General features: G+C 72.5%; 8 protein-coding genes. 1 reads left to right on the forward strand and 7 read right to left on the reverse strand.

The genetic code is table 11. The annotated features are described in order from the left end of the window. Window positions 1-126: 126 nt before the first annotated feature. The 7 genes from ACFV88_RS18210 to mce all read right to left on the reverse strand — a co-directional run bounded on the left by ACFV88_RS18210 (window position 127) and on the right by mce (window position 10,422). Window positions 127-972 carry an ABC transporter permease gene (locus ACFV88_RS18210; protein ID WP_385492226.1) on the reverse strand — a complete coding sequence of 282 codons (846 nt, stop codon included), beginning with the start codon at window positions 970-972 and terminating at the stop codon, window positions 127-129. After that, window positions 972-2,150 (reverse strand): ABC transporter ATP-binding protein, encoded by a 1,179-nt coding sequence (locus ACFV88_RS18215; RefSeq protein WP_385492229.1) that lies wholly within the window; start codon window positions 2,148-2,150, stop codon window positions 972-974. Before ACFV88_RS18215 ends, ACFV88_RS18210 begins: the two co-directional genes overlap by 1 nt. Window positions 2,151-2,380: 230 nt before the next feature. Continuing rightward, window positions 2,381-3,151: an ABC transporter permease gene (locus ACFV88_RS18220; protein ID WP_385492232.1), complete on the reverse strand. Its 771-nt coding sequence runs from the start codon at window positions 3,149-3,151 to the stop codon at window positions 2,381-2,383. Window position 3,152: 1 nt separating this feature from the next. Further along, entirely contained in the window at window positions 3,153-4,142 is a 990-nt protein-coding gene (locus ACFV88_RS18225; protein WP_385492234.1) for an ABC transporter ATP-binding protein, read from the reverse strand. A 181-nt stretch (window positions 4,143-4,323) separates the two neighbouring features. Further along, window positions 4,324-5,259, reverse strand: coding sequence for a cellulose-binding protein (locus ACFV88_RS18230; RefSeq protein WP_385492237.1), 936 nt, complete (start codon window positions 5,257-5,259; stop codon window positions 4,324-4,326). A 393-nt stretch (window positions 5,260-5,652) separates the two neighbouring features. Further along, entirely contained in the window at window positions 5,653-9,510 is a 3,858-nt protein-coding gene (gene scy / locus ACFV88_RS18235; RefSeq protein ID WP_385492240.1) for a polarized growth protein Scy, read from the reverse strand. A gap of 450 nt (window positions 9,511-9,960) precedes the next feature. Beyond that, the gene (gene mce / locus ACFV88_RS18240; protein ID WP_385492243.1) at window positions 9,961-10,422 is read right to left on the reverse strand and encodes a methylmalonyl-CoA epimerase; all 462 of its coding nucleotides are present in this window, start codon (window positions 10,420-10,422) and stop codon (window positions 9,961-9,963) included. Between the two features lie 147 nt (window positions 10,423-10,569). Between mce and ACFV88_RS18245 the strand changes: the two genes are divergently transcribed. Further along, on the forward strand, window positions 10,570-11,772 hold the full coding sequence (locus ACFV88_RS18245) for an acetyl-CoA C-acetyltransferase (RefSeq protein WP_385492245.1): 1,203 nt from the start codon (window positions 10,570-10,572) through the stop codon (window positions 11,770-11,772). Window positions 11,773-11,840: the final 68 nt, after the last annotated feature.

Here is an 11,840-nt window from a genome sequence, read left to right on the forward strand (position 1 = left end):
CGTGGCCAGCCTACGCGCGGGGTAGCTGCCTACGCGGGCAGATGGCGAAGACCACCTGCCACGCACCGCGCCCCCGGCGCCCTCCGAGGGGAGGGCGCCGGGGGCGCGTACGTGCGGGGGTCCGGCTCAGACGTCCCTGCGGTCGAGCAGCGCGAAGGCGCCCACCACCGCGGCGACCGTCAGGACGATCAGGAAGACCAACTGCGGGGTGCCAGTGGCCTCCCCGTCGAGCATGAAGATCTTCGCGAGCGCGTTGGGCGCGGCGTAGTCCGCCATGATCTCGCCGAAGTCACGGGTGCTCGGGGAGATCATCAAGAAGGCGGGCATGATCGACGGCACCAGCACCGCACCGAGCATCGTAGTGATCGCGCCCGCCGAGTGCCGCAGCATCGCACCGACGGCGACGGACAGCACGCCGATCAGCGAGACGTACAGGGACCCCTTGAAGACGGTGCTGAACCAGGGCTCGCTGCTGGCGCCGCCGTGCATGCCGGCGGTCACCACGCCCACGAAGCTGGTCGCGAGGACCGACACCGTGAACGCCACCGCGAAGAAGATGAGGAACTTCGCGGCGAGCACCCGCCAGCGCGCGGGCGAGGCGGTGAGCGTGGTGCGGATCATGCCCGTGCCGTACTCGGAGGAGATCACCAGGACGCCCAGCGTGATCAGGCAGATCTGCCCCAGCACCAACCCGAAGAACGCGGGGATCGTGTACGGCGTGTCCACGTAGTCGTCACTGTTCGTCTGCCCCGCGACGAGCAGTCCGAGCCCGATGACCAGGGCGAGGAACGTGCCGAGCGTCCACATCGTGGAGCGCACCGACTTGATCTTCGTCCACTCGGAGGTGAGGGCGTGCCCCAGGTGGGTGCGCGTGATGGGGATCGGCGAGGTGTACGCGCCGCCGGGCTGCTGCCAGGCGGCGGCCGGGGCCGCCGGTGCCTGCTGCGGGGGCGGCGTGGGCGCGGTGCTCATCAGGATCCCTCGGTGATCTGCTGGGTCGGGGCGGAGGTGCGGGGGGCCGCGGGGGCCACCACCGGCGGGGCCGGGGTCGCGTACGGGTTCGGCACGGCCGGCGCGGGGCCGGCACCCTGCGGCGGCAGCGCGAACGGCTGTCCGCCCTGCTGGGGAGGCGGGGGCGCGTACCAGCCGGGCTGGCCCTGGCCCGCCACCGGCACCTCGGGCGGCGGCAGCGCGCCGGGCGGCAGCTGCTGCTGGAGGCCGGCCTTCAGGTCGACGGTGGAGCGGTAGTCCACCACGCCCTGGGTCATCCGCATGTACGCCTCCTCCAGCGACGCCTGGTGCGGCGACAGCTCCCAGAGGCGGACGTCGTGGCCGTGCGCGAGGTCGCTGATCCGGGGCAGTTTCAGCCCCATGACCCGCAGGGCGCCGTCCGGCTCGGACAGCACCTGGCCGCCCGCCTCGGTCAGTGCCGCCGTCAGCTTCTCGCGCTGCTCGGGCTCGCTGTCCGGGGTGCGCACGCGGGCGAAGTCGGCGGAGTTGTGCGAGATGAAGTCGCCCACGCTCATGTCGGCGAGCAGCTGACCGCGACCGATGACGATGAGGTGGTCGGCGGTGAGCGCCATCTCGCTCATCAGGTGGGAGGAGACGAAGACGGTGCGGCCCTCGGCGGCCAGCGACTTCATCAGGTTGCGCACCCAGAGGATGCCCTCCGGGTCGAGACCGTTGACGGGCTCGTCGAAGAGGAGGACCTGGGGGTCGCCCAGGAGCGCCGCGGCGATGCCCAGGCGCTGGCCCATGCCGAGCGAGAAGCCCTTGGACCGCTTGCGGGCCACCTCCTGGAGGCCCACCACGCCGAGGACCTCGTCCACCCGGCGGGCCGGAATGCCCGAGAGCTGCGCCAGGCACAGCAGGTGGTTGCGGGCGTGCCGACCGCCGTGCACCGCCTTGGCGTCGAGCAGGGCACCGACCTGACGGGGGGCGTTGGGAAGCTTGCGGTAGGGGTACCCGCCGATCGTCACCTGTCCCGAGGTGGGCTCGTCCAGCCCGAGGATCATGCGCATCGTCGTCGACTTGCCGGAACCGTTGGGCCCCAGGAAGCCGGTGACGGAGCCGGGTCGCACCTGGAAGGAAAGGTTGTACACGGCCGTCTTGGCGCCGTAGCGCTTCGTCAGGCCGACTGCCTCGATCATGCTCCGCACACCCATCCGCAGGTTCAGGACGTCGGGGCACACGCCCCCGTAAGGATTAGGAGGATATCCGGGCCTTGACGGTTCCGGCCAAAAGCGGATCAGCCGTCGAACGGCGGGATCTCGTCCCCGCCGTCCGCCCGGACCCTCCAGCCTCCCTCGTCCCGCCGTCCTCTCCCTGGCAGCCGTCCTCTCCTTGCCCGGTGCCCGCCGCCCTGCCCGGTGCGAAGGGCTCAGGCGTCCCGGCGCTTCAGCAGCACGTAGCCGCCGATCAGGGCGGCGATCACCCAGACGACCATGATCGCCAGACCGCCCCAGGGGCCGTACGGGGTGTCGTCGTTCGGCGGGGTGACGACCTGCATCACCTTGGCGCCCGCCTGGTCCGGGAGGAACCGTCCGACCTCCTTCGTCGCCGACACATTGGCGAGGATGGCGGAGACCAGGAAGAAGAACGGCATCAGGATGCCCAGCGACAGCATCGGACTGCGTAGCATCGTCGCGACGCCCATCGAGAACAGCGCGATCAGGGCCATGTACAGCCCGCCGCCGATCACCGCCCGCAACACCCCCGGGTCGGAGATCGCCGCGCGGTACTCGCCGAGCGCCGCCTGCCCCAGGAAGAACGTCGTGAAGCTGGTGACCAACCCGACCACCAGGGCCAGCGCCGTCGCCACCGCGAGTTTCCCGGCCAGGAACAGACCGCGCTGCGGCACCGCGGCCAGCGAGGTGCGGATCATGCCGGTGCTGTACTCGTTCGAGACCACCAGCACCCCGAACACGATCATCGCGAGCTGTCCGAGACTCATCCCGGCGAAGCTCACGACCGTCGGGTCGAAGGCGAACTGGTCTTCCCGGCTCAGATTGCCGAACTCGTTCTTCGCCAGCACGCTGATCAGCACGCCGAGCGCGACCGTCACCGCGAACGCCAACGACAGCGTCCACACCGTGGACGCCACCGACCGGATCTTGGTCCACTCCGACCGGATCACCTGGGCCACCGCCATCTCAGGCCCCCTTCCCGTCGCGCCGCTGCCAGTCCTCGCCCCACCCGGGCCCGGGCGGTGGCGCCGCGCTGCCGTCGGGCACGCCGGGATCGTGGGCGTGGTACTCCACCGAACCGGCGGTCAGCCGCATGAACGCCTCCTCCAACGAAGCCTGCTGGGGACTCAGCTCGTGCAGCACCACCCGGTGCTCCGCCGCCAGCTCGCCCAGCTTCTCGGACCCGTGCCCGTCGACCTCCAGGGCGCCGCCCGCCGCCTCGACGACGGTGATCCCGTTCTGCTGCAACACGTCGAGCAACCGTTCGGGCTGTGGGGTGCGCAGTCGTACGTACGAGCGGGAGTTCTCCCGGATGAAGTCCGCCATCGACGTGTCCGCGAGCAGCTGCCCCTGCCCGATCACCACCAGGTGATCGGCGGTGAGCGCCATCTCGCTCATCAGGTGGGAGGAGACGAAGACGGTGCGGCCCTCGGCGGCCAGCGACTTCATCAGGTGCCGGATCCAGTGGATGCCCTCCGGGTCGAGACCGTTCACCGGCTCGTCGAACATCAGCACGCGCGGGTCACCGAGCAGGGCCCCCGCGATGCCGAGCCGCTGACCCATGCCCAGCGAGAACCCCTTCGCCTTCTTCTTGGCCACCGCCGTCAGACCCACCGTGTCGAGCACCTCACCCACCCGGGCCCGCGGGATGCCGTTGGACTGCGCCAGGCACAGCAGGTGGTTGTACGCGCTGCGCCCGCCGTGCATCGCCTTGGCGTCCAGCAGCGCGCCGATCGCCGTGAGCGGGTCCCGTAGCCGGTCGTAGCGCTGCCCGTCGATCCGGACCTCGCCCGAGGTCGGATGGTCGAGTCCCAGCATCATCCGCATAGTGGTCGACTTCCCGGCCCCGTTGGGACCGAGGAACCCGGTGACGATCCCGGGTCGCACGGTGAACGTCAACCCGTCCACCGCCAGCTTGTCACCGAACCGTTTGGTCAGCCCCTCGAGCTCGATCATCCCCCCACGCTAAGCGGTGCGGATCGCTCCTGCCTGTTGTACGGACCCACAGAACCCGGACCGGTGATCAGGTGCCGCTCCGTCAGCCCGCCGGCCTCCGCACGCGCATGTGCCCGGCGCGGCCGTCGGGGCCGTGCCGGGCACATGAAGCCGGTCCGCGTGAGGGAACGCGGAGCAGCGACTACCGGGTCTGCTGCGCCGGGACACCCCGCGAGACGGTCTCGTCCTCGACCGGGGAGCTGGCCGCGGCCACCGCCGCGCCCGTGAGCGTCGCCAGCATCTCGCGCACATTGGTGAGCTGCGCGTTGATGGAGTCGCGGCGGTTGGTGAGGGCCGCCAGCTCACGCTCGGATTCGCTGCGGATGCGGTCCGCCTTGGCGTTGGCGTCGGCCACGATGTCCTCGGCCTGGCGCTGCGCCGTCTCCACGGTCTGGCGGGCGCGGCGCTCCGCGTCGGTGCGCAGCTTCTCGGCCTCCAGACGCAGCTGCTCGGCACGGTGCTCGATCTCGGCCAGACGCTTCTCGGCCTTCGCCTGACGCGACGCCAGGTCCCGCTCCGACTGCTCGCGGCGCTTGGCCAGGTTGGTCTCGAAGTCGGCGGCGGCCTGAGCGGCCTTCGCACGGGTCTCCTCGAAGAGGGCGTCCGCCTCCTCGCGCTTCGACTGGGCGTCCTTCTGGGCCTCGGCCCGCAGCGAGGACGCCTCGCCCTTCGCCTTCTCGACGATCCGCAGGCCCTCGTCCTCGGCCTTCGCCTTGCGGTCGGCCGCGAACGTCTCGGCGTCGTTGCGCACCTGCTGGGCCGCCGACTCGGCCAGCTCCCGGTGCTGCTCGGCGGCGCGCCGGGCCTCTTCGCGCAGGTCCTTCGCCTCCTCCTCGGCGAGGCGGAGGATCTTCTCGACGCGCGCGCCGAGGCCGGCGTACGACGGCTCGGCGTCGCTGACCTGTGCCTGGGCGTTCTGCGTTTCGAGGTGGAGTTCCTCGATCCGCTTCTCCAGCGCGGTGATCCGGGTCAGGGCACTGTCGCGATCGGAGACGAGCTTGGAAATGCGTTCGTCCACCTGAGCGCGGTCGTACCCACGCCGCACAAGCTCGAAGCCGTAGGGGGAAGTGTCGCTCATGGGGTTCCTGTCGAATGAGACCGGTGAGGTGATAGGGGGAATCCTAGGGGGCGGAACGGCGTGTCATCGAGCGGATACAGTTTTGATGCGGAGAATGACACCCCTTTTGGGTGGCGGAGCCCACCGGTAGGGAGCCGAGACACCGTCAACCACAGCCAACAAGCACGGACATCGGTGGGGCAAGGGCCCGGAGGCCACGAGACGCCATCGATTTCGGCCGATAAGCAGCCCCCGTGCGGCGCCGCCGCCCCACCCCGCCGCCCCGCCCTTCAGGGGTGCCCCGAAGGGGCGCGGGGAACTGCGCGAGCAACCACCGCGCACCCGCGGGCAACCGGAACGGCCCGCCCGAACGGAACCGGCCGTCCGGGCGCACCGCGCAAGCCGTGCGCCCGGCTAGCTTCCCGACGGCTTGCCGCCCGGCCGGGCGGCGCCGGCCGCGGCGCCGGCCTTGACCCCCGCGGCGCCGGCCGGCTTGTTCCCGCTCGGCGGCGCCTCGAAGGACTCCAGCGCCTCCAGCACGTCCTGGACCCGGGAGATCTCCGCGTTGATGTCCTGCCTGCGGCGCACCAACACGTCGAGTTCCCGCTGTCCGTCGTCGACCGTCTGCTTGGCCTGCTGCTCGGCCTCGGACCGGAGGCGCTCGGCCTCCCGGGTCAACTCGGCCTTCTTCGCCTCGGCCTCCTTCAGCAGGCCCTCGGCCTTCTTCACCGCTGCGATCCTGACCCGACCCGCCTCCGAGTTCGCGTCCGCCATCAGGTCCTTGGCCTTGGTCTGCGCCTCGGTCAACTGCTCCTCGGCGGCCTTCACCAGCGCATCGCACCGTTCGCCCGCGGACCGCATGGCCTCCGACGACTCCCGGCGCGCCCGCTCGTGCAGCTCCTCGATCTCGCCGGTGATGCGCTCGCGCAGCTCCTCCGCCCGCTCCCTTATGGCGGTGGCGTCCCGGCGCGCGCCGACCAGCAGTTCGTCCGCGTCCGTGCGGGCCCGCTCCACCAGCGAGTTGCCCTCGACGGTGGCCTCCGCGACGAGCCGTTCGGCCTCCGCACGGGCCGCCCCGACCATCGTGTCGGCCTGCTCCTCGGCGTCCGCCGTGGTCGTGCGGGCCTTCTCCTGCGAGTCGTTGGTGAGCTTGTCCGCCTCCGACACGGCCTCCGTGATGAGCGCGTCGACCTGCTCGGCCGCCTCCGAACGCCGCTTGTTGGCGTCCTTGCGGGCCTGGTCCATCGTCCGCTCGGCCGCGTTGCGCGCCTCGCCGAGCACCTGCTCGACCTCGGTACGGGCCTGGGTACGGATCCGCTCGGACTCCGTGCGGACGCGCTCCGCGTGCTGCTGCGCCGACGCGACCGTCTCCGATGCCTGGGCCCGCAGCCGCTCCGCCTCGCCGGTGGCCTCCGAGACCAACTGCTCGGCCCGCGCCATCGACTCGCTGCGGGTGCGTTCGGCCGTCGCCGTCGTCTCCGTGCGCAGGCGCTCCGCCTCCCGGTTCGCCTCCCCGACGAGCTGGTCGGCCTGGCCCGCGGCCTCGGAGCGGATGCGGTTCGCGTCCTCCCGGGCCTCGGCCCGGGTCCGTGAGGCGTTCTGCTCGGCCGTGCCGATGGTGTCGGCGGCCTCGGTCCTGGCCCGCTGCGCGTGCTCGGAGGCGTCCGAGCGCACCCGCTCCGCCTCGGCGATCGCCTCGCTGACCGTGCGCTCCGCGAGCGCCTTCGCCGCCTCGGTCTCCTCCTGGGCCTCCCGGCGCACCCGGGACGCGTCCTCGCCGGCCCGCTCCCGCTCCGCGTACGCATCGGCGCGGACCCGGTCGGCTTCCTCCTGGGCCTCCGTCCGGGTGCGCTCCGCCGCGTGTTCGGCGGCGCTGCGCAGTCCGGTGACCTCCTCCTGCGTCTGTTCCTGGAGCCCGGCCACCGCGTCCCGTACGGACTGGGCCGTCTGTTCGGCGCTGCTGACCAGCTCCGTGGCGCGGCGGTCCGCCTCCTCGCCCAGCCGGGTCGCCTCGGTCTGCGCCTCCTCGACCCGTCCGCGCGCCGAGGCGAGCAGTTCCTCGCTGCGGGTGCGGGCCCGCTCCCGCTCCTGGTCGGCCTCGGTACGGGCCGCCCCGAGCAGTTCCTCGGCCTCCCGGCGCCGTCGGGCCGCCTCCTCCTGCGCAGCGGTCAGCGCCTCGGCGGCCTCGGTGGCCGTCCGATCGGCCGCCGCTGCGGCCTCCGCACGCACCCGGTCGGCCTTCTCACGGGCGTCGACCGACAGCCGTTCCGCCTCCGCGGTGGCCTCCGCACGCACCCGCACGGCGATGTTCTCGCCCTCGGCGCGGGCCGTGGCGGCGTCCGCCGCGGCCTCGGTGCGCAGCCGGTCCGCCTCCTCCTCGGCCTGTGCCTGGAGGGCGCGGGCGCGTTCCGCGGCCTCGGTGCGCAGCCGCTGGGACTCCTCGGTGGTCTCCCGGCGGACCTGGGCGGCCTCGTCCCGCGCGTCCTTCAGCGCCTGCTCGGCGGAGGTCAGCCGGTCCTCGGCCTCGCTGCGCAGTCGGGCCAGCTCTTCGTCGGCCTCCGCGCGCTTGGCGGCCACCGCCCGCTCGGTCTCCTCGCGCAGTTCCCGCGCCACCCGCTCGGCGGCCGAGGTGGTCTGCTCGGCCTGCTCCTCGGCTTCCGCGCGCTGCCGCTCGGCCTCGCCGCGGGTGCGCTCCAGGGTCTCCTCGGCCTGCTTGCGCAGGGTCGTGGCGCGTTCGATCGCCTCGGTGCGGACCCGCTCGGCCTCGGTCTGCGCGGCCTTGCGCAGCTCGTCCGCGTCGGCCCGCGACTTGGCGAGGAGTTCCTCGGCGGTCTTGGCCGCCTCCTCGATCTGCTGCACGGCCTCGCGCCGGGCCTCGCCCCGGATGCGCTCGCCCTCCGCGACGGCGTCGGCCCTCAGCTGCTCGGCCTCGCCGCGCAGCCTGCGGGCCTCCTCCTGGAGCTCGACCGTCTTGGCGCGGTACTCCTTGGTGTCGTCCTGGGCCGCGCCCTTGAGCTGTTCGGCGATGTCGTTCGCCTCGCCGCGCAGCCGCTCCGCCTCGGCCTCGGCCTCGCCGCGCAGCCGTTCGGCCTCCTCGGTGGCGGCCTTGGTGGTGGCCCGGGCGTCCTCGGTGGCCTTGGTCAGCACCTCCTCGGCGGTGCGGGCGGCCTTGCCGAGCTGGGAGGCGGTCTCCTCGGCGGTGACCGTACGGGCCTTCTCGGCGGCCTCGGCGACGATCTTCTCCGCCTCGGCCCGGGCGTCCTCGACCAGCTGCTCGGCCTCGGCCTTGGTGCGCTCGGCCTCCTTGGTGGCCTCGCCGACCAGCCGGGCGACCTGCTCCTTGGCGGTCCGGGTGCGCTGCTCGTTGGCGGACTCGGCGCTCGCCAGCCGTTTCGTGGCGGTGTCCTTGGCCTCGGTGAGGACCTTCTCGGACTCGGTGCGCGCGGTGCGCAGCGCGGTCTCCGCCTCCGCCATCCGCTCCTCGGCGGCGCGTGCCTGTTCGGCGGACTGACGGCGTGCCTGGTCGGACTCGGCGGCGGTGGTGCTGCGCAGTTGTTCGGCGCGGTCGGTGGCCTCCTGCGCCTGTGCGGAGGCCGTGTTCAGCATCCGCTCGGCGTCGGCGCGGGCCCGTCGCATCAGGGCTTCGGCGTCGGTGCGGGCGGACTCCGCCTCGGCGACGACCCGCTGCCGGGCCTCGTCGGCGACGCGCTGGGCCTCGCTGCGGGCGGCGGCGAGCCCCTGTTCGGCCTCGGCGCGGGACTCGTCGAGCAGTCGGCGGGCCTGCTGCTCGGTCCGGGCGCGCAGTTGCTCCGCCCAGGCGACGTTCTCGTTGACGTGGGACTCGACGGTGGCGCGGCGCTCGGAGAGTTCCTGGTCGAGCTGCTGGCGGCGCGAGACGGCCTCGGCGTGCAGCTCGGACTGGAGTCTGGCCTGCTGTTCCGCGTGCTCCTGGCGCAGTCGCTGGGTCTGGGCGCGGACGTCACGCAGCTCGCGCTCGGTGTCGGCGCGCAACTGCTCGGCCTGGACCTGGGCGTTGCGCATCATCTGCTCGGCTTGGTAGCCGAGGTCCCCGCCGTCGTAGGCGGGGCGCGTCGCGAGGGTGCGCCGTGCTTCGTGCAACTTGGCCCGTAGCACTTCGACCTGGTAGCCGCGGTCCTCGGCGTGCTGAACGGCCTTCTCCCGCTCGGTCTTCAGCCGCTCCATCTCGGCCTCGAACCGAGAGAGGTGGTCGACGTCAGCCCGCTCTCGCTCCTGGCGTTCGTAGCCCCGCACTGCGCGGTCCCATCCGTCCCCTGGTCGTAACGCTCTCCAACGAGCACCGTTCATCCGCCCGAACGGGGCCCCCGGGGAAATGGTGTCAGATCACCGGCGGAGCCTGGGCAGCCGCCCCGACGCACGCCCCGACACCCGGACCCCGGCCATGGACCGCCCCAACGATGTGGCGGCCGTGGCCAACCCTACCGGCCCCCGTCTCCCTCTTGGCCTGGCCGACGACGTTTTCCTGCCGGGGCGCCGTGGTTGGCGCCGCGGTCCGCACGGTGCGAAGGCCCCGGTGACCGCGGGGAGCGGAGGGGGGAACGGGTGCGGCGGAGGGCCGGTACGCGGGGGCGCCCGGCCCGGGCGTGCCGTCGCGGGGCCGGCCGGGCGGCGACGGCGTACGGACCGCGCGGTACGTCCCGGCCCCGTCCGACCCGCCCAGGGGCCACGGGGGCGGGAACCGGTTCAGGGGGCGGGGTGTCCCCCGGGCGGGTCGGACGGGGCGGGGGCCGCGGAGGTCACCAGTTCGGTGAGGATGCCGTGGCAGTCCTTGGGGTGCAGGAAGGTGATCCGGGAGCCCATCGAGCCGCGCCGGGGCTCCTCGTACAGGACCCGTACGCCCTTGTCGCGGATGTCCGCCGCGTCGGCGTCCACGTCGGCGGTGCCGAACGCGACGTGGTGGACGCCCTCCCCGTTCTTGGCCAGCCACTTGCCGACCGGGGAGTCCTCGCGGACCGGTTCGAGCAGTTGCAGGTAGGTGGCGCCGCCGTCGTCCGTACCGTTGATCCTCAGCATCGCCTCACGGACGCCCTGCTCCTCGTTGATCTCGGAGTGGTACACCTCGAAGCCGTACGTGGCACGGTAGAACTCGACCGTCTTGTCGAGGTCGAAGCAGGCGATCCCGATGTGATCGATACGCGTCAGCATCCCCCTAGTCCATCGGTCCGCGCAGGGGTCACGCAAGGTGTGCGCCGTCACACTCGACGGGCGATGACCCCGGGGCGTACCGCTCAGTACATTTGAAGTAAACCCTCGTTCACTTCTCAGCAGCACGCTGAAAGGGGATCACCCGTCATGTCGGGAACGACCGGTACCACCTCAGTGATCGTCGCGGGCGCACGCACGCCCATGGGCCGCCTGCTGGGCTCCCTGAAGTCCTTCTCGGGCGCTGACCTCGGCGGATTCGCCATCAAGGCCGCGCTGGAGCGGGCCGGGATCGCCGGCGACCAGGTGCAGTACGTGATCATGGGGCAGGTGCTCCAGGCCGGCGCCGGCCAGATCCCCGCCCGGCAGGCCGCCGTCAAGGCGGGCATCCCGATGGACGTGCCCGCGCTCACCGTCAACAAGGTCTGTCTCTCCGGACTGGACGCGATCGCGCTGGCCGACCAACTGATCCGCGCCGGCGAGTTCGACGTGGTCGTCGCGGGCGGTCAGGAGTCCATGACCAACGCCCCCCACCTCCTGCCCAAGTCGCGCGAGGGCCACAAGTACGGGGCGATCGAAATGCTCGACGTGATGGCGCACGACGGGTTGACCGACCCGTTCGAGTCCATCGCCATGGGGGAGTCCACCGAGAAGCACAACACCCGCCTCGGCATCGGCCGCGCCGAGCAGGACGCCCTGGCCGCGCAGTCGCACCAGCGCGCCGCCGCGGCCCAGAAGAACGGTCTCTTCGCGGCCGAGATCACGCCGGTCGAGGTGGTCCAGCGGCGCGGCGAACCGGTGTTGGTCGACCGGGACGAGGGCATCCGGGCCGACACCACCGCCGAGTCGCTGGGCAAGCTGCGCCCCGCCTTCGCCGCGGACGGCACCATCACCGCCGGGTCCGCCTCCCCGATCTCCGACGGGGCCGCCGCCGTCGTCGTCATGAGCAAGGCGAAGGCCCAGGAGCTGGGCCTGGAGTGGATCGCCGAGATCGGCGCCCACGGCAATGTCGCGGGCCCCGACAACTCCCTGCACTCCCAGCCGTCCCGCGCCGTCCTGCACGCCCTCGGCAAGGAGGGCATCGGCGTCGACGACCTCGACCTCATCGAGATCAACGAGGCGTTCGCCGCGGTCGCCCACCAGTCAATGCAGGACCTCGGGGTGTCGGCGGAAAAGGTGAACGTCAACGGGGGCGCCATCGCCCTCGGCCATCCGATCGGGATGTCCGGCGCCCGGCTCGTCCTGCACCTCGCGCTGGAGCTGAAGCGGCGCGGCGGCGGCATCGGCGCGGCGGCGCTGTGCGGGGGCGGCGGCCAGGGCGACGCGTTGATCGTCCGGGTGCCGAAGGGCTGACCGCACCGTCGCGGGCAGCACAGCCGAAGCGACCGCGGGCAGCGCTGTCCGCGGTCCCAGGAAGGGAA

The sequence above is a fragment of the Streptomyces sp. NPDC059816 genome, from assembly GCF_042732055.1.
GTDB lineage: Bacteria > Actinomycetota > Actinomycetes > Streptomycetales > Streptomycetaceae > Streptomyces.

Coding starts and splice junctions, on each gene's coding strand:
- ACFV88_RS18225 (WP_385492234.1), bottom strand. CDS start 4,142: ATGATCGAGCTCGAGGGGCTGACCAAACGGTTCGGTGACAAGCTGGCG.
- mce (WP_385492243.1), bottom strand. CDS start 10,422: ATGCTGACGCGTATCGATCACATCGGGATCGCCTGCTTCGACCTCGAC.
- ACFV88_RS18220 (WP_385492232.1), bottom strand. CDS start 3,151: ATGGCGGTGGCCCAGGTGATCCGGTCGGAGTGGACCAAGATCCGGTCG.
- ACFV88_RS18210 (WP_385492226.1), bottom strand. CDS start 972: ATGAGCACCGCGCCCACGCCGCCCCCGCAGCAGGCACCGGCGGCCCCG.
- ACFV88_RS18215 (WP_385492229.1), bottom strand. CDS start 2,150: ATGATCGAGGCAGTCGGCCTGACGAAGCGCTACGGCGCCAAGACGGCC.
- ACFV88_RS18230 (WP_385492237.1), bottom strand. CDS start 5,259: ATGAGCGACACTTCCCCCTACGGCTTCGAGCTTGTGCGGCGTGGGTAC.
- ACFV88_RS18245 (WP_385492245.1), top strand. CDS start 10,570: ATGTCGGGAACGACCGGTACCACCTCAGTGATCGTCGCGGGCGCACGC.